This is a genomic window from Enterobacter mori LMG 25706, assembly GCF_000211415.1.
Classification (GTDB): Bacteria; Pseudomonadota; Gammaproteobacteria; order Enterobacterales; family Enterobacteriaceae; genus Enterobacter; species Enterobacter mori.
Map to the genome: position 1 here is coordinate 93703 of NZ_GL890775.1, position 17057 is coordinate 110759.

Here is a 17057-nt window from a genome sequence, read left to right on the forward strand (position 1 = left end):
AGTGTATCAGGATGACAATTGTGCGAATTTCCGCCCTGACGGGCCTGGCGCTGATGATTTCAGGCGTGGCAACAGCCGCCGTATCGCTGGACAGAACCCGGGTGATTTTTGACGGCGCGGCAAAATCCGTGAGCCTGCGCCTGGCCAATGAAAACAAAACGCTGCCGTATCTTGCTCAGGGATGGGTGGAAGATGCTCAGGGTAAAAAAATCACCGATCCGCTGGTGCTGCTGCCGCCTGTTCAGCGCATTGAACCGGGCGAGCAGAGTCAGATCAAGGTGCAATCCACCGCAGGGATCCAGCGCCTGCCACAGGACAGGGAGTCGCTGTTCTATTTCAATCTGCGCGAGATCCCACCCAAAAGCAGCAAGCCTAATACGCTGCAGCTGGCGCTCCAGACCCGCATCAAGCTCTTTTATCGCCCGGCCGCTATTGAAGTGCAGCGTGCTGATTATTCCACGCCGTTTCAGGAACAGCTGACCCTGACGCGGGAAGGTGACAAGTACCGCGTGAACAACCCGACGCCGTATTACATCTCTCTGGTGAATGCGTCTTCGACGCTCACCGGCAAAGCAGCGGCAGGATTCAAACCGATCATGGTCGAGCCGAAAGGGCAACTGACGCTGGCGCCTTCGGCTTCTGCCCTGGGCGGTGCACCGGTGCTGACTTACGTCAACGACTTTGGCGGCCGCGCGAAGCTGGTCTTCAGCTGTGGTGGCAGCGAGTGCAAAGCCGTACCGCAGGAAAAGAAAAAGTAACCGTCGGGAGAGTGGCATGACTATCGCGTACTGGAAAAAGGGGAGCGGGCTCGCGCTGATGCTGCTGGCAGGATCGCTAAGTGCCGCGGACGAATTGGTCGATGGCAGCTATGGGCTGCTGCACGTGCGCGGTGCGCTGACGGAAAGCGCCTGCCGCCTGGAGATGGACTCCGCGTGGCAGGAGGTGGACATGGGAACGACGGCAACGGGGGCGCTTAAAAAACCGGGCGACCAGGGTACGCCGGTGCGGGTGGAGATCCATCTGGAGGATTGTATGCCGTCACCTACCTCTGTACGCGATGCGTGGAGTGGCGATCTGCTCTGGAGCCGGGATCAGCCCTCGGTCACGGTCAGCTTTGTTGCACCGGGAGAGTTGTTTAATCCGGGTTTGGTCCGCGTGACCGGAGCCAGCGGGGTGGGGCTACACCTGACCGACAGGCTGCACCGTTCGGTTCGTCTTAACGATGAGGGGCATCCGCTGCTGCTGGAGTCAGATGACAACACGCTTTTTTATTATCTCGCACCGGAACGTACCTCTGCACCGCTGGTGGCGGGGTCATGGCAGGCGCTGATCCACTTCAGGCTTAATTATGACTAGTTCACGTTTTGCTCTGCTTATCGCTTTGTTGCTGGTCAATCCGGCGGCCTGGTCATCCCTGACGGTAAACGTCACCGGCGTGGTCGTGGAAGGGGTGTGTGAAATCAACAATGGCGAAACCGTCCATGTGGATTTTGGCAGCAATCTACAGGCGCGCCAGATTGACGGCGAGAACTTTATGAAAACCATCGACTATTCGCTGGTCTGTGAGGATCTGACCTCTAACGATCTGGAGATGCAGTTTGAGGGGACGGCGACATCGTTTAACGATGACTATCTGGCCACCGACCGCGGGGGACTGGGGATCAAATTGTATATGAACGGAGAATCAATGCCGCTGAATCCCTGGATGCCGTTTACCTGGCCGGAGGTGCCCGTCTTGCAGGCTGCACCAATTAAAGATGATGCCACAGAAGTGGAAACCGGCGTGTTTAGCGCGTCAGCCACGCTGAAAATTCAGTACCAGTAACAGGCTAACCGTAATGAAAAAAATGCTCCTTATACTGCTTTCTTTGCTGGCATTAACCGCTGTTCAGCCCGCTTCAGCGTCTGTCTGGAGTTGGATTGACTCATTGAGTACCTGTTCAGCTACTCAGACATACTGCTACGACTATAACTTTACGATCGCGGACTGGGATGAGGATGATTCAACACCAAACCCATGTTATGGGCTCTCTGCATGTACGATTTTTATTGGCCACAGACACGATGCAGCGGGGACGTCAGGCAGTGGGATTGTCCGTTCATGGGGGGCAGGTACTTACCCGTTTATTATCGAATCAGAAACCATGGGTGATTTGGCAAAAAAAATTAAAGCCATTTTCTCGCTACCTTTTTCAAGTACGACGAATCATAAAGCAAATACCGTAGCGGCAGAGGAATGCGTCGGAATGTTCTATGCTGCGGGGAAAAACCTCGGGAGTAACTCGTCTGCGGTGAACGAAACTGCATTTCAAGGCCATCCCATGATGCCTGGCAGCATTTGCGGTACGGCCCCGCAGCCCAGCGGCTCCTGCGATTTCGATCAGGATGTTCTGACACTCGATCATGGTACGCTGACGCGCCAGGAGCTTGACGGGCATGAAGTCAGCGAAACGGTCAGTATTAACTGTACCTCTTCGCAGACGCTCAAGCTGTATATCTACTCCGCGGATAACGTGCAGTTGCGTGATGACGGCAGCCTCTATTCCGAGCTCTATATGAATGACAACGTGCTGGGCACGAATGGCTTCACTCTGGACGTCGCCGAACAGGAAAATGTCGTTGTGAAATCAGTTCTTCATACAAATGGCAGCGTGGCGGCAGGAGAGTTTTCCGGCTCCACTGTGATGCTGATTACGGTGGAGTGATGACAATGACTGCGTTACCCATGAACACAATCGATCTCTACTGCGCGCTTATGATGGGTGAGATCGTTCCTTATTATCAGCCGCTGATTAATAGCCGGACCCAGCGGTTGTACGGGCTGGAAATATTAATGCGTTGGTCACTCTCTGAGGAGAATGTCTCTCCCCTGGCGCTTATCCGCGCATTTGACGAGAACGGCCTGTTGCCAGAAATGACGCAACACCTGCTGCGCCAGGTTGCGGCAGATATTAACGAACTGGATGCAGTGCTGCCTGAAGGTCTTCATCTTTCGCTTAATGTGAGCCCTTCTCAGGTCGCGAAGCCCGGTTTTGTGTTTGATACGCTTTCGTTTCTGGCGGCTATTCCTCTGGAAAAATACTGTCTGGTGGTCGAGGTCACTGAAGAACAACCATTACCGCCTACGCCTGAGGTTACGGGCGCTTTTCTGAAGCTGCAGCTGGCGGGTGTCGAGATCTATCTGGATGATTTTGGTACCGGCTGCTCGAATCTGGAATACCTTGAGCAATTTAGCGTGGATGGGGTGAAGGTTGACCAGCTTTTCGTTAAGCATCTTTCCTCAGATAAAGCATCAACATCCATTGCAGCGAGGGTTGCGGACCTGGCGAAAGCGCGGGGTCTTGGCATCATTGCTGAAGGGGTTGAAACCCCTGAACAATCACAGCTGCTGCGCGATATGGGGATTGTTATTCAGCAGGGCTATCTCTTTTCCTGCGCATTGAGTCAATCGCAGTTACGGGAGTATCTTGCCGCCAGACGGTTACATTTCCAGATGAAAAATAGGGAATAAGAGCGTCGTTGGTTATTATTTGTCATGACGTGAGTAAAAATTTCCAGACGGTATGATACGCAATTGAACGGGTATTTTGTCGCTTTATCCCAATACGCTAAACTAGCTATCGGCATTAATGCCATGAAGAGTGTGGGTTAATATTGGAGCTGGTGGCAGTGTTATGCATTTCATAATAAACAATAATGTCTCTTTCAATGTTGCTGAAAGGACTGTGTCGGATGGAAACACGCAACATGTGCTTTCTAATCCGGCATGCAGACTTCTTCTCGTTCTCCTGGAGAATAATAACCGGTTAATGACCAGGGAGGATCTTTTGCAGAAGGTATGGGGCGATTTTGGATTAACCCCATCGAGTAACAGTTTGAACAATAATATCAGTATATTGCGTAAAATTTTCACAGAGTTTGAAATTCATGATGTGCTCAAAACTGTCCCTAAACAAGGTTTTGAGTTGGTGTTGGATAACCTTCAGTTCAACGAAAAGTCCAGGGACTATTTGGTGATGCAGGCGATTTCAACACCTGATAAAGAGCCCAATGTCCATAAGACAAGGTTGATTAAATGGACCGGCGTGTTGTTCATAATAATTGGATTAGCAATCGCTTTATATCTCAATTTTTTCGACAAACGCGAGGATGTCACGCTTTTAAAACAAGTTCAGCAGTGCAAAATCTTTTATCACAGCAAAGTGAATGTAAAGAGAGTGGAACACTATTTTTCTGAAGGCAACGGGATGAAGTTGCTGACGAAGTGTTCAACACCAGCCTTTATTTTTTACGATGACAGTAGAGTACATGAGAAAACTGAGCTTCTTGAAATCTTTGTCGCAAAATGTACGGTCGATAGTGAAGGGGAATTTAATGAATGTAAAAACTTCGTCTCGACTAAAGTGGGCTAGCCTTGCTGTGCTGTTGATTCTGATCTTTATTGGCGCGCTGCTGTACGTGCCCAAGGACACCCGTGCGCTGGATTGCACAACGGATATGAATCTTGAGCTGGGCAAAGACAATGACAAGATTGTTGCCAGCATCCACCTTGTTGTTCACTTCGTTCCAGATGCGCTCAGCTACATTACCGAGTATGGGGTCGTGACCTACAACAACCAGCGCTATATCGTCGATCGCTATGCCCGACTGCGTTATTCCGGAGATAACACTCACTCTTTTACTGAATTTAAAAGAGAAGGCATAGAGAAGAACAGTAGCGAAACACTACCTGAGTTTTTATCAGAAAAACTCACTTCAGCCCAAAAGGTCTTTTTATTTAAGGTGCGGAAGCTACAGGGTGAAGTATGGAGCATCAGCGATTTGCGGCGTACGGTATTAGTGTGCGCTAAATCAGACTGACGCCGTTATTTTTTTAAATTATCTCTCCGCCTCTTAATGTTAAGAGGCCGGAATCTTTTTGCCGGTAAAACGCATTTGGGTGTAAATTTCATGCCATTAAACGTTCTGATAACACAGGATAGTTATCTCTTCCAGGGGTTAAAGCACTGTATTCCTCTTGTGCATATTCAGGATCTTACGCTGTTTGAAACCCCTCATCGTGAGTGTGTGGTCCTGGTGGACAGCAGAATGCCGATGAACGATCTTGAGCACGGGTGGCGCGTTGTCTCGGCTATGTTTGAGCGTACTAAGGCTATTATGCTTTGTATGAATCAACCCGCAAAATTGCCCTTCAGCGTAACCCCCTGTGGGGACACTGTTGACATGAAAACCAGCCCAGAAAATATCACGCTAATGATCATCAATAAAATTCCTGTTTTAATGTCGGATAAAGGTTCACTGCCGGTGAAAATAAAAATAGAAGAAAAAGAGATGGCGTTAATTAATGCATTTCTGTGCGGAAAGGATATCGAAGAGATGGCAAAGATGTTTTGTTGTTCTCAAAAGCAGGTCTATAAGCTCAGAGACAAAATTTGCCAGCGGCTTAACGTCAGACATTTTTATCTTGCCTGCCTGTATATTTTTCGCCATGACTTATTGCAACAATCTTATACCTTACCCGAAACCTGGTTTCGGGATTAAAAGTGAAGACGCGAAACGGCAACCCGCGTTACCGTTTCGCATTTCATTAAGCCGCCTCCGCCAGTACAAACATCCCGTACGGGTGGATCTCAAGATAGTACGCATCGCCCACGTCCGGCTGCAGGCGCGTGGCGTTCACCTGCAGTAAAATCTCCTGTCCGTGCCAGTCGACAATCACCTCATACTGCGGACCCATATAGGCGACGTGGCGGATAGTGCAGCGCTGGCTCGCCTCGCCGTGCTGGCTGAGCGTAATCGCCTCCGGACGCACGCCGACGGTGCCTTCGCCCTGCGTAGCAAAGTGCAGCGGACGCGGCAGACGGTAGCCGTGGATTTCCACAGCATCCTCGCTGAAGCGGGCCGGGAAGAGGTTGGCATCACCCATAAAACTCGCCATAAAGCGAGATGCCGGCTGCCGATACAAATCCTGAGGCGAGCCAATCTGCATAATGTTGCCCTTGTTCATCACCAGCACGGTGTCGGAGACCGCAAATGCCTCGCTTTGATCGTGCGTCACGTACAGCGAGGTGATGTTGAACTGCTTTTGCAGCTCGCGGATTTTGTCCCGCATGCTGCGCCTGAGATTCGCATCGAGGTTGCTCAGCGGTTCATCGAACAGCAACACTTTGGGTTTGAGGATCAGAGCGCGGGCCAGCGCCACGCGCTGCTGCTGGCCGCCAGAAATCTGATCCACATAGCGATCTTCAAACCCCTCCAGGTCAACCATCGCCAGGGCTTCTTTGACCCGCGTTTTTATCTCTGCACGCGAAACGCCCAGCATCTTCAAACCGTAGCCCACGTTCTCGCCCAGCGACATATGCGGGAAGAGCGCGTAGGACTGGAACACCATACAGATATCGCGCTGCTGAATGGAGCGGTGGGTCACATCCTCACCATCGATGTAAATCTGCCCTTCGGTCGGTTTTTCCAGCCCGGCAACCAGGCGCAGCACGGTGGTTTTACCGCAGCCGGACGGGCCGAGCAGCGTTACCATTTGTCCCTGCGGGATCGCCAGGTTGATGTTTTCAATTACTGTGTTTGCGCCAAAGCGTTTGGTCACGTTGCGCAGTTCAACAAAATGTTTCTCAGTCATAGTGTTACCCCTGGTTTTTGGCTTTTGAACGGGAGATACGCGCCTCGCCGATCAGCCAGTCAAAGAGGAAAATGATCGCCAGCATGACCACAATCAGGATCGAGCCGTAGGCAATCGCCACGCCGTATTCGCCGTCTTCCACGCGGTTCAGAATGTAGGCCGTTGCTACGCGGGTGTCCGGCGTGACGAGGAACACAATGGCGCTGACGGTGGTAATGGCGCGCACAAAGCTGTAAATCAGCGCCGATAAAATGGCCGGACGCAGCAGCGGCAGCAGGATGTGGGTGATGGTGCGCAGGCTTCCGGCACGCAGGCTCAGTGAGGCCTCGTCCAGTGACTTGTCGATCTGCCCTAATCCCGCGATCCCGGCGCGAATCCCCACCGGCACGTTACGCATCACCATGGAGATGATCACGATGGCGGCGGTGCCCGTGAGGTACACCGGCGCGCTGTTAAAGGCCAGAATGTACGACACGCCCGCCACGGTACCCGGCACGGCAAAGCACAGCATGGTGGTGAACTCGATGGTCTTTTTACCCCGGAACTGCTGGCGCACCACAACCCAGGCAATCAGCAGTCCGAAGGCGGCGGTGATCGGCGCGGCAATCCCGGCGTAGAGCAGAGTATCGAGCAGCGAAGGCCACGCGCCATCGCTCATCCCCTGGCCGAACAGCTTGATAAAGTTATCCAGCGTCAGGGTGTAATCCACCCCCCAGTTGACGGTAAAGCTGCCATAGAAAATGCTGCCGTAGAGCAGGACGTTAAAGGCGATCCACACCGTCAGCAGGGCGATCACGCTCCACACCAGCGTCACCGGCAGCGGCTGCACGTCGCCCCGGTAAGATTTACCGGATACGGTGACGTAGGAGCGCTTGCCGATCCACATGTACTGGATGCAGAAAACCAGCAGCGAGAACAGCAGCAGGAACGCCCCAAGGGTACTCGCTGCCTGATAATCCAGCTGTGAGCCGGTAATGTAGAAGTAGATCTGCGTGGCCAGCACGTCGAAGTTCCCGCCCAGCACCAGCGGGTTACTGAAGTCGGCCAGCGACTGCACAATCACGATTAAGAACGCATTCGCCAGCGCCGGTTTCAGCAGCGGCACGAAGACGCCATTAAAGGTCTGCCAGCGGCTGGCGCGCAGGGTGTACGAGGCCTCTTCCAGCGACGGGTGGATGGTTTTGATCGCGCCGTCGAGGATCATAAAGGCCATCGGCGTGAAGGCCAGCACCTGCGCCAGCCAGATGCCGGTGAAGCCGTACAGCCAGTTGGTATTGGTTAACCCAAACCAGTCCACCATCAACTCCGTCATATAGCCAGAGCGCCCCATCATCAGCGTTACGCCCAACCCCACCACAAACGGCGGGGTCACGATGGGGAGAATCGAGAAGATACGTCCAATGATGGCGCTGCGTTTAGCGATGCGCGTGGTGTAGATCGCCAGCACCAGGCCAAAGAAGGTGCAGCCGACCCCGACGGCTATCGACAGCAGAATCGAGTTGATGATGACCTGGATAATGTGCGCCTGCGACAGCACGTTCATAAAGGCCAGCGGGGCGAATTCACCCGCGTCGTTGGTGAACATCGGAATGAAAATGGCGATGCTCGGCCAGACGATAAAAATGCCGATCAGCGCCACGATGGTAATCAGCGAGCCGATGACAAAGCGATCGCCGCCCAGCCACTCCAGGCGGGTGAGGGCCAGCGTCATGATGGCGCCCAGGGCAACAAACAGCACGATGGTGGCATAGCCTAAACCGCGTCCTTCCACGGTGGCGCTGATGACCACGAACGCCATACACAGCAGCGCCCAGCCCGCGTCAAGATAGTGGCGGCTGCGCTGCTCGCGCTTTGCTTCGTTAAACGGGCGCACCAGCAGCAGGCTCGGCAGCAGGTACCACAGCCAGCTGACGTTGACATGAGACCAGCCGTAGGCGTCGAGGATCTCATCCCCGGTAGACTCCAGCAGGCCGTAATCAAGGTTCCAGCTCGGCAGCAGGGCAAAGGCCAGCCAGCCGAGTAAAACCCACAGGAATACCGCATCCCGCTTTGTGGCGGAATGAAGAGCAAGTGTCTGTGACATAAGTTTTCCGGGTGTTGGATGCCCGGCAAAGGAATGCTGCCGGGCGATGACCACTGTTCGCGGGCTTATTTACCCATCTTCACGTCGCTGACCCATTTATTGATCAGCGCTTTACGCACGTCCGTGGAGCCGTACTTGTCCATGTCATAGCTGATGAGCTTCAGGTCATCGAGCTTGAGCGAGTTCGGCGAAGTTTCCGCCGTGGTATTGGTCAGGATTTGGTAGGACTTGCCCTTCTTCCACGCCAGCTCCTGCGCTTCTTTCGAGAGCACCCAGTCCACGAACAGCTTCGCGTTCTCTTCGTTGCGCGCGCCCTTCAGAATGCTCACGCCGCCAATTTCATACCCGGTGCCTTCGCACGGAGAGATCAGCTCCAGCGGCGCACCCTGCTCTTTTTCCAGGGAGTAGTCGTGCAGGAAGCCGATGCCGATGGCGGTTTCACCGCGCGCGGCGTTACGTGCCGGGGCAATGCCGGATTTGGTGTACTGAGACACGTTGCCGTTCAGCTGTTTCAGGTAGTCGAAGGCCTGGTCTTCCCCCCACAGCTGGACGAAGGTTGCCAGCGCGGCATAGGCGGTGCCGGAGCTTTGCGGATCGGCGATCTGGATCTCGCCCTTGTATTCCGGCTTGGTCAGATCCTTCCAGCATTTGGGGACCGGCAGGTTTTTCTCTTTCAGGCGCTGGGTATTGACGCCAAAGCCTCAGATCCCGACGTAGACCGCCGAGGAGAGGTTGCCCTTCACCTTGGCCGGATCGCGGAATTTCTCCATGATCTGTTCCAGGTTTTTCGATTTATAGGGCTGGAGTAGCCCCATCTCACCGGCCTGGGACTGCGGATCGAGCGTGCCGCCGTACCAGACATCGGCCTGCGGGTTTTTCTTCTCGGCATCCACCTTCGCCAGCGTGCTGCCGGAGCCGTTGCGGATAAACGAGGTTTTAACATCGTACTTTTCACCGAACGCTTTGGTTTCGACTTCGCACATTTCGTTGGTGGCGCTGCAGTACACCACCAGACGGCCTTTGGCCTGTGCGGCACCGGTCAAGGTAGCCAGCGCGACCCCGGAAGCAATGAGGGTAGAGAGAAGCGTTGTTTTCATTATTCAGCCCTTTTTATGACGTTATGTGACTGCGAGAAGCGGTGATGCCCGCCATCAGCAAGGGCATCAGTAATAAACCCATCAGGACGGCAGCAATCGAGAGCAAACTGAACATCCCCGACCAGCCGTAGCGTTCAATCACCTGCGACAGCGGCCACCCGGCCAGCGAGGCGCCCAGATAGGCAAATACGCCGAGAAAGCCGGTAATCGAGCCTGCCGCCTGTTTATGTCCACACTCAACGGCGGCAAGGCCAATGAGCATCTGCGGACCGAAGACGAAAAATCCGACCGTAAAAAAGCACATCGCCAGCAGGGCATAGTGGTGAACCGGTGCCAGCCACAGCGCGGCGACAGACACCATCAGCCCCAGCGTGAACAGCAAAATCATCGGTGCACGCTGGCCGCTGAACAGCAGGTCTGACCCCCATCCGGCAAACAATGCGCCCAGTAAGCCGCCCACTTCGAACAGCATCACCGTGGCGTTGGCGCTGAGCAGGTTCACGCCGTGGCTTTCTGCCAGCCAGATGTTGCCCCAGTCGTTCAGGGCGATGCGGATGAGATACACCAGCACATACGACGCCCCGAGCAGCCAGATCATCGGGTTTTGCAGCATGGTGGTGCGCAACATCTGCCATAGCCCCATCGCCGGGCTTTGCTGCTGCTGGCGCAGCTCCAGCGGATCGCTCCGCCACTCCCCGACCGTGGGCAGACCCTCTTCCTGCGGTGTGCCCCGCAGCTGTGTGGTCAGCCACAGGCCGAGCACGATGCTGATGATCCCCGGTGTCAGCATCGCCGCCTGCCAGCCCCATCGGTGGGCGGCAACGGCGCAAATCAACGGAATAATCGCGCCACCGATATTGATGGAGGTATTCCAGCAGCCCCACCAGAAGCCGCGTTCGTTACGCGAATACCAGTGGGTCAGCAGCCTGGCGCAGGGCGGCCAGCCCCAGCCCTGAAAGAAGCCGTTCAGCGTCCAGATAAACAGCAGCAGCGGGAACGCATCGCTAAAGCTGAACAGCACATTCAGCACGCCCGTTGCCAGCAGCCCGATGCCCATAAAGGCGCGCTGTCCGTGGCTGTCGTGCCAGAGCCCGGCGGCGAATTTGGACAGCCCGTAGCTGAGATAAAACAGCGAGCCGATAAGCCCGATATCGCCCTTGCTGAGCCCCAAATCCAGCTGCAGCGCGGGTAAAACAGTGTTCAGACTTTTTCGCGTCAGGTAAAACGCGGCGTAGCCAATCACCATACAAAGGAGCAGCCTGGGGCGCAGCGCCCGGTAACGTTGTGAAACCTCTTCAGCAGACAGTGCGTGCATGGCGTTCTCCGTTTGAGATGACTGTAGGGAAGTGCGGCATAAATGGGATGAGACAAAGTCTGGAGTGACTAAGACTTTTTCCTGGTCAGCGCGGCGTTTGTTGCAAATTTGTGGGCAGGTTAACAATTACGCGCGTCCCGAGACGGGATTCCAGCGTCAGTTCGCCGCCGAGCGCCGAGACGCGTTCGCGCATGCCCTGAATGCCGAAGCCGGGCTGCTGCTGCGGGCTGATGCCGTTGCCGTTATCGTGCACCTCGAGGTAGAGCCGCGCGTGACGCTGGCAGAGCAGAATCGTGACTTCGCTGGCGTTGGCGTGTTTGCAGACGTTGTTGAGTAGCTCCTGGAGCAGGCGATACAGGGTAAAGACCAGCGTTTCGCTCTCCGGCGGCGTGGGAAGCCGGTAATCAAAACGGCAGCGGATCCCGCGTTCAGCAAAGGCGAACTCGTTGACCAGATGGTGCAGGGCCTCCTGGAGCGACAGCTCGTCCAGCACGGGTGGGCGGAGCTGGCGCAACAGCTGGCGCGTGGAGTGGTGAATACGCCGCGCGAGATCGTTGATCTGTCCGGCGGCCTCAATGGCGAGCGGCGTATCGCTCGCCCGCTTCACCAGCTGAGACTGGATCTGGATAGCGGTGATGTTCTGGCCGATTTCGTCGTGAAGCTCGCGCGCCAGTTGCTTGCGGGTGTCCTCTTCGGAATGGATCAGCTTTTCCGCCAGCGCCCGTCTGGCCTGAAGTTCATTCTCAAGCCGGTGGCGATAGCGTTCGAGGTTCATCGCCAGATGCTGCTGGCGGCTGATGGCGATCCCCAGGCCAATCCCCAGCAGCGACTGGGTAGAGAGAAAAATTTCCAGTTCGAGAAGGTCGCTAAACCCGACGCCCACCTGGCGGGCAATGGTGATCATCATGCTGCCGAGCAGCCCGGAAAGGACACCGCCCTGCCAGCCGAATTTCCACGCCATCACCACGTTGGGCAGGAACACGACAATCAGCAGCAGTCGCTCCAGCGCCGGGGAGAGCACCATCTGCGTGCCGATGCCGATAATGAAAAACAGGCTGCACCAGATAATCAGCGAGGTGCGCAGCGGCGGATTGCTGGTGTCCAGCCCCAGCAGATGGTAACGATGCTGCTGGCGTAAAAATTCGAAGACCAGATAGACGAACGGCGTAAGCAGTACGCCACCGGTAAAGGAGCCGAGCAAAAGCAGCGTGGCCGGGCTGTCCAGAAAGGGCGACAGGAGCAAGGTTTGCAGCAGGGCATTCACCGTCACCGCCGCAATCAGCGTCGACAGCCGCTGCCAGTAGAGCGGGAAGCGGTGCCAGTACCGCTGCGCCAGCCAGGCGCTGACGATGCCGATAAGCGGCACGGCCAGCATCAGATAACGCGTGAGGAGCTGCTCACCGTGCAGCCACAGAATGGCGGCAAGGGGGGGAAGAATTAATGCAGGCCAGTAGCGGCGTGAAAGTAAAATCATCAGCGCCAGCCACACCCCCTGCGGCAGAAACAGCACCGCCTGCTGGCCGTTGTGGGTAAGGTAGAAGCTCAGCGTCCACAGCATCAGCCAGCCGGTTCCCCAGGCCAGCATAATGAACAGGGACAGGATCAGATGCCGGACAGCGCGCTGCATCAGTGGCCCGTGAGCAGTTGGTTATCCAGCGCGAAGTGCACCAGGTCGATGGTGCTGCTGCACTGAAGCTTGCCCAGCACGTTGGCACGATGGACATGAACGGTTTTATGGCTCAGCGAAAGCGTATAGGCTATCTCCTTCACGCTTTCGCCTTTCACCAGCAGCTCAAACACTTCGCGCTCGCGCGGAGTGAGCGCCTCAAGCACTTTTGGCATCGGCTCGCCGCCGCGCAGCGCTTTTACCGCATCGGCGCACAGGTAATGCCCGCCCATGCCGACGGCGCGCACGGCCTGCACCAGCTCCTCCGGGCCGCAGCGCTTGGTCAGATAGCCGCTAGCACCCGCGTCGAGGGCACTTTGCACAAAGGCCGGTGTGTCGTAGATGCTCAGGATGATGGCGCGAAACGTCGGCCGCTGCTGGCGCAGGCGCTTGAGCAGGCTAAGACCGTTTTCGTCCGGCATCGCGACGTCCATCACCGCCACGTCGATATCGTTGCGCGACAGGGCGGGCCACGCCTCCGCCGCGCTGCTAAACTGGCCCTCAACGATCACATCCTCTTCCAGATTTAACAGCTGGGCGAAACCGGAACGCACCACCACGTGATCGTCCACCAGCACCACTTTAATCATCTCGACACCTTTTGCTCATTCGTTGACCTATGATGCCCGTTGCCGGCGGGCTGGCAATCCTGCGGCTGCGGTTATGTAACCGATGTAACAAAATTGCAATAAAGCCACAGCCCACTTTTTAACTATCCTTTGCCGGTTTTTTTCTAAAAACGATTCGGAATGAGCGATACCTTTTTATTCCTTTATCAAAATTCCCGCGCCGGAAATACTGCCCTCATAACAACAAGGGGAGCAGGCACTATGGCAATTTCATCGCGAATCACATTACTCGGCGCACTGGCGCTGTGGGCTTTTCAGGCGCAGGCGGTAGACGTCACCGTTGCGTATCAGACCTCTGCGGAACCGGCGAAAGTCGCGCAGGCGGACAACACCTTTGCCAAAGAGAGCGGCGCGAAAGTCGACTGGCGCAAGTTCGACAGCGGGGCATCCGTCGTGCGTGCGTTAGCCTCCGGCGACGTGCAGATCGGCAATATTGGATCCAGCCCGCTGGCGGTGGCGGCCAGCCAGCAGGCGCCGATTGAGGCGTTCCTGCTCGCCTCACAGCTCGGGAACTCTGAAGCGCTGGTGGTGAAGAAAAATATCACCAAACCGGAAGATCTGATCGGCAAACGCATCGCCGTGCCGTTCATTTCAACTACGCACTACAGCCTGCCGGCGGCGCTGAAACACTGGGGCATCAAGCCGGGTCAGGTACAAATTCTCAACCTGCAGCCGCCGGCGATTATCGCCGCCTGGCAGCGCGGCGACATTGACGGTGCCTACGTCTGGGCCCCGGCGGTGAACGAGCTGGAAAAAGACGGCACCGTGCTGACCGACTCTGAAAAAGTGGGCCAGTGGGGCGCGCCAACCCTCGACGTGTGGGTCGTGCGCAAAGACTTTGCCGAGAAACATCCTGAGGTGGTGAAAGCCTTTGCGAAAAGCGCGATTGACGCCCAGCAGCCGTACATCAGTAACCCGGATGAATGGCTGAAGCAGCCCGCCAACCTGGAAAAACTCTCCCGCCTGAGCGGCGTGCCGGAAGCGGACGTGCCGGGACTGGTGAAAGGCAATACCTATCTGACCCCCGCGCAGCAGGTGCAGCAGCTGACCGGGCCGGTGAACAAAGCGATTGTGGATACCGCCACCTTCCTGAAAGAGCAGGGCAAAGTGCCTGCGGCGGCAGCGGATTACAGCCAGTACGTGACCGATCGCTTTGTGAAATAAGGAGTCCGCCATGCTGAATATTACGAACCTGTATGCCGATTACGGTGGTAAACCCGCGCTGGAGGACATCAACCTGACGCTGGACAGCGGTGAGCTGCTGGTGGTGCTGGGCCCGTCAGGGTGCGGAAAAACCACGCTGCTGAATCTGATCGCCGGGTTTGTCCCTTATCAGCATGGCACCATTCAACTGGAAGGCAAAAAGGTGGAAGGCCCGGGCGCCGAGCGCGGCGTGGTCTTCCAGAATGAAGGGCTGCTCCCCTGGCGCAACGTGCAGGAAAATGTGGCGTTTGGGCTGCAGCTGGCGGGTGTTAATCGTGAACAGCGGCTGGAAACGGCGCGGGCGATGCTGAAAAAAGTGGGGCTGGAAGGGGCGGAAAAACGCTTTATCTGGCAGCTTTCCGGTGGTCAGCGGCAGCGCGTAGGTATTGCCCGCGCGCTGGCCGCAAATCCGCAGCTGTTGCTGCTGGACGAGCCGTTCGGGGCGCTGGATGCCTTCACCCGCGAGCAGATGCAAACCCTGCTGCTGCGCCTGTGGCATGAGACGGGCAAGCAGGTGCTGTTGATTACCCACGATATCGAAGAGGCGGTGTTTATGGCGACCGAGCTGGCGCTGCTCTCGCCGGGGCCGGGCCGCGTGCTGGAGCGTTTGCCGCTGGATTTCGCCCGCCGCTACGTCGCGGGAGAACCCGTGCGCAGCATCAAATCCGATCCGCTGTTTATCGAACAGCGTGAATACGTCTTAAGCCGCGTGTTTGAACAACGGGAGGCTTTTTCATGAGTATCGTCTTCAGTGAAAAAACGCGCCGCACGCGTCTGGCGCTGCGCTGGCCTTTCTCGCGCCAAATCACCTTGAGCGTCGGTACGCTGCTGGTCTTACTGGCGGTGTGGTGGGCGGTTGCTGCCCAGCAGTGGGTTAGCCCGCTGTTTCTGCCGCCGCCGGGACAGGTGCTGGCCAAACTCATTACCATCGCCGGGCCGCAGGGCTTTATGGATGCCACGCTCTGGCAGCACTTAGGTGCAAGTCTGGCGCGTATTCTGGTGGCGCTGCTGGCGGCGGTAATTATCGGGATTCCGGTCGGGATCGCGATGGGCTTAAGCCCGACGGTGCGCGGCATCCTCGACCCGCTGATTGAGCTTTACCGTCCGGTGCCGCCGCTGGCCTATCTGCCGCTGATGGTTATCTGGTTCGGCATCGGTGAAACGTCAAAAATCCTGCTGATTTATCTGGCAATTTTCGCCCCGGTTGCCATGTCGGCGCTGGCGGGCGTGAAGAGCGCCCAGCAGGTGCGGATCCGCGCGGCGCAGTCGCTGGGAGCCAGCCGCACGCAGGTGCTGCTGTTCGTGATTTTACCGGGCGCACTGCCGGAGATTTTAACCGGGCTGCGCATCGGCCTCGGCGTGGGCTGGTCCACGCTGGTGGCGGCTGAGCTGATTGCCGCCACGCGCGGCCTTGGGTTTATGGTGCAGTCGGCGGGAGAGTTCCTGGCGACTGACGTGGTACTGGCAGGGATCGCGGTGATCGCCGCGATCGCCTTTGGATTAGAACTGGGGCTGCGCGCGTTACAGCGCCGCCTGACGCCCTGGCATGGAGAAATACAATGAGTGAACGTCTGACCATTACCCCGCTGGGGCCGTACATTGGCGCGCAGGTGTCGGGCCTGGATGTGACCCGTCCGCTGAGCGATAACCAGTTCGAGCAGCTGTACCACGCGGTACTGCGTCATCAGGTGGTGTTCCTGCGCGAACAGGCGATCACCCCGCAGCAGCAGCGCGCGCTGGCGCTGCGTTTTGGCGACCTGCATATCCACCCGGTCTATCCGCATGCGGAAGGCGTGGAGGAGATTATCGTTCTGGACACCCACAACGATAACCCGCCGGATAACGACAACTGGCACACCGACGTGACCTTTATCGAGACGCCGCCGGCCGGGGCGATTCTGGCGGCGAAGCTGCTGCCGGAGACGGGCGGGGATACGCTGTGGGCCAGCGGCATTGCGGCCTTTGAGGCGCTCTCCGCGCCGTTCCGGACGCTGCTGAGCGGGCTGCGCGCAGAGCACGACTTCAAAAAATCGTTCCAGGAGTACAAGTACCGTAAAACGGAAGAGGAACATCAGCGCTGGCAGGAGGCGGTAGCGAAGCATCCTCCGCTGCTGCACCCGGTGGTGCGCACCCATCCGGTCACGGGCAAGCAGGCGCTGTTCGTGAACGAAGGGTTCACAACGCGCATCGTGGACGTATCCGAGAAAGAGAGTGAGGCGCTGCTGGGGTTCCTCTTCGCGCATATCACCAAGCCGGAGTTTCAGGTGCGCTGGCGCTGGCAGGAGAACGACCTGGCGATCTGGGATAACCGGGTAACGCAGCACTATGCCAATGCGGACTATCTTCCGCAGCGCAGGATTATGCAGCGGGCGACGATTTTGGGGGATAAGCCGTTTTACCGTCCTTGAACCGTCGCACCCGTAGGCCGGG

At 56.7% G+C, this 17057-nt stretch carries 17 protein-coding genes and 1 pseudogene; 12 read left to right on the forward strand and 6 right to left on the reverse strand.

The window, feature by feature from the left end:
* The first annotated feature begins 11 nt into the window (after positions 1–11).
* The 8 genes from ENTMO_RS0105500 to ENTMO_RS23865 all read left to right on the forward strand — a co-directional run bounded on the left by ENTMO_RS0105500 (position 12) and on the right by ENTMO_RS23865 (position 5541).
* Complete coding sequence (locus ENTMO_RS0105500) at positions 12–758, forward strand: fimbria/pilus periplasmic chaperone (protein ID WP_029484989.1); 747 nt, start codon at positions 12–14, stop codon at positions 756–758.
* A gap of 16 nt (positions 759–774) precedes the next feature.
* Positions 775–1356, forward strand: coding sequence for a fimbrial protein (locus ENTMO_RS0105505; RefSeq protein WP_010427944.1), 582 nt, complete (start codon positions 775–777; stop codon positions 1354–1356).
* Positions 1349–1825, forward strand: coding sequence for a fimbrial protein (locus ENTMO_RS0105510; protein ID WP_010427946.1), 477 nt, complete (start codon positions 1349–1351; stop codon positions 1823–1825). Before ENTMO_RS0105505 ends, ENTMO_RS0105510 begins: the two co-directional genes overlap by 8 nt.
* Before the next feature lie 13 nt (positions 1826–1838).
* Positions 1839–2705, forward strand: a complete 867-nt coding sequence (locus ENTMO_RS0105515) for an MrpH family fimbial adhesin (protein WP_029484990.1) — start codon at positions 1839–1841, stop codon at positions 2703–2705.
* 5 nt (positions 2706–2710) lie between these two features.
* Entirely contained in the window at positions 2711–3511 is an 801-nt protein-coding gene (locus ENTMO_RS0105520) for a cyclic diguanylate phosphodiesterase (protein ID WP_010427950.1), read from the forward strand.
* 163 nt (positions 3512–3674) lie between these two features.
* Positions 3675–4412 carry a winged helix-turn-helix domain-containing protein gene (locus ENTMO_RS0105525; RefSeq protein WP_010427952.1) on the forward strand — a complete coding sequence of 246 codons (738 nt, stop codon included), beginning with the start codon at positions 3675–3677 and terminating at the stop codon, positions 4410–4412.
* Complete coding sequence (locus tag ENTMO_RS0105530; RefSeq protein WP_010427954.1) at positions 4375–4860, forward strand: hypothetical protein; 486 nt, start codon at positions 4375–4377, stop codon at positions 4858–4860. Before ENTMO_RS0105525 ends, ENTMO_RS0105530 begins: the two co-directional genes overlap by 38 nt.
* Positions 4861–4950: 90 nt before the next feature.
* Complete coding sequence (locus ENTMO_RS23865; RefSeq protein WP_041951368.1) at positions 4951–5541, forward strand: hypothetical protein; 591 nt, start codon at positions 4951–4953, stop codon at positions 5539–5541.
* A gap of 46 nt (positions 5542–5587) precedes the next feature.
* Here ENTMO_RS23865 and fbpC read toward each other — a convergent pair whose 3' ends face one another.
* The 6 genes and pseudogenes from fbpC to ENTMO_RS0105565 all read right to left on the reverse strand — a co-directional run bounded on the left by fbpC (position 5588) and on the right by ENTMO_RS0105565 (position 13385).
* On the reverse strand, positions 5588–6634 hold the full coding sequence (gene fbpC, locus ENTMO_RS0105540) for a ferric ABC transporter ATP-binding protein (RefSeq protein WP_010427958.1): 1047 nt from the start codon (positions 6632–6634) through the stop codon (positions 5588–5590).
* Between the two features lie 4 nt (positions 6635–6638).
* Positions 6639–8717 carry an ABC transporter permease gene (locus ENTMO_RS0105545; protein WP_010427960.1) on the reverse strand — a complete coding sequence of 693 codons (2079 nt, stop codon included), beginning with the start codon at positions 8715–8717 and terminating at the stop codon, positions 6639–6641.
* Between the two features lie 65 nt (positions 8718–8782).
* Positions 8783–9814 (reverse strand): annotated as a pseudogene (locus ENTMO_RS23870) (ABC transporter substrate-binding protein).
* Between the two features lie 13 nt (positions 9815–9827).
* Positions 9828–11129, reverse strand: coding sequence for an MFS transporter family glucose-6-phosphate receptor UhpC (gene uhpC, locus ENTMO_RS0105555; RefSeq protein WP_010427961.1), 1302 nt, complete (start codon positions 11127–11129; stop codon positions 9828–9830).
* Positions 11130–11214: 85 nt separating this feature from the next.
* A complete protein-coding gene (locus tag ENTMO_RS0105560; RefSeq protein WP_010427963.1) occupies positions 11215–12756 on the reverse strand; it encodes an MASE1 domain-containing sensor histidine kinase in 1542 nt (513 codons plus the stop codon).
* Positions 12756–13385: a response regulator transcription factor gene (locus ENTMO_RS0105565; protein WP_010427966.1), complete on the reverse strand. Its 630-nt coding sequence runs from the start codon at positions 13383–13385 to the stop codon at positions 12756–12758. The genes ENTMO_RS0105560 and ENTMO_RS0105565 overlap by 1 nt, the downstream gene beginning before the upstream one ends.
* Positions 13386–13625: 240 nt before the next feature.
* Between ENTMO_RS0105565 and tauA the strand changes: the two genes are divergently transcribed.
* Genes tauA through tauD form a run of 4 tightly spaced genes read left to right on the forward strand, consistent with a single transcriptional unit; the run spans position 13626 to position 17035 of the window.
* Positions 13626–14588 (forward strand): taurine ABC transporter substrate-binding protein, encoded by a 963-nt coding sequence (gene tauA / locus ENTMO_RS0105570; protein ID WP_010427968.1) that lies wholly within the window; start codon positions 13626–13628, stop codon positions 14586–14588.
* A 10-nt stretch (positions 14589–14598) separates the two neighbouring features.
* Positions 14599–15366: a taurine ABC transporter ATP-binding subunit gene (gene tauB / locus ENTMO_RS0105575; protein WP_010427970.1), complete on the forward strand. Its 768-nt coding sequence runs from the start codon at positions 14599–14601 to the stop codon at positions 15364–15366.
* Positions 15363–16190 (forward strand): taurine ABC transporter permease TauC, encoded by an 828-nt coding sequence (gene tauC, locus ENTMO_RS0105580; protein WP_010427972.1) that lies wholly within the window; start codon positions 15363–15365, stop codon positions 16188–16190. The genes tauB and tauC overlap by 4 nt, the downstream gene beginning before the upstream one ends.
* Positions 16187–17035 (forward strand): taurine dioxygenase, encoded by an 849-nt coding sequence (gene tauD, locus ENTMO_RS0105585; RefSeq protein ID WP_010427974.1) that lies wholly within the window; start codon positions 16187–16189, stop codon positions 17033–17035. Before tauC ends, tauD begins: the two co-directional genes overlap by 4 nt.
* The last annotated feature ends 22 nt before the right edge of the window (positions 17036–17057 follow it).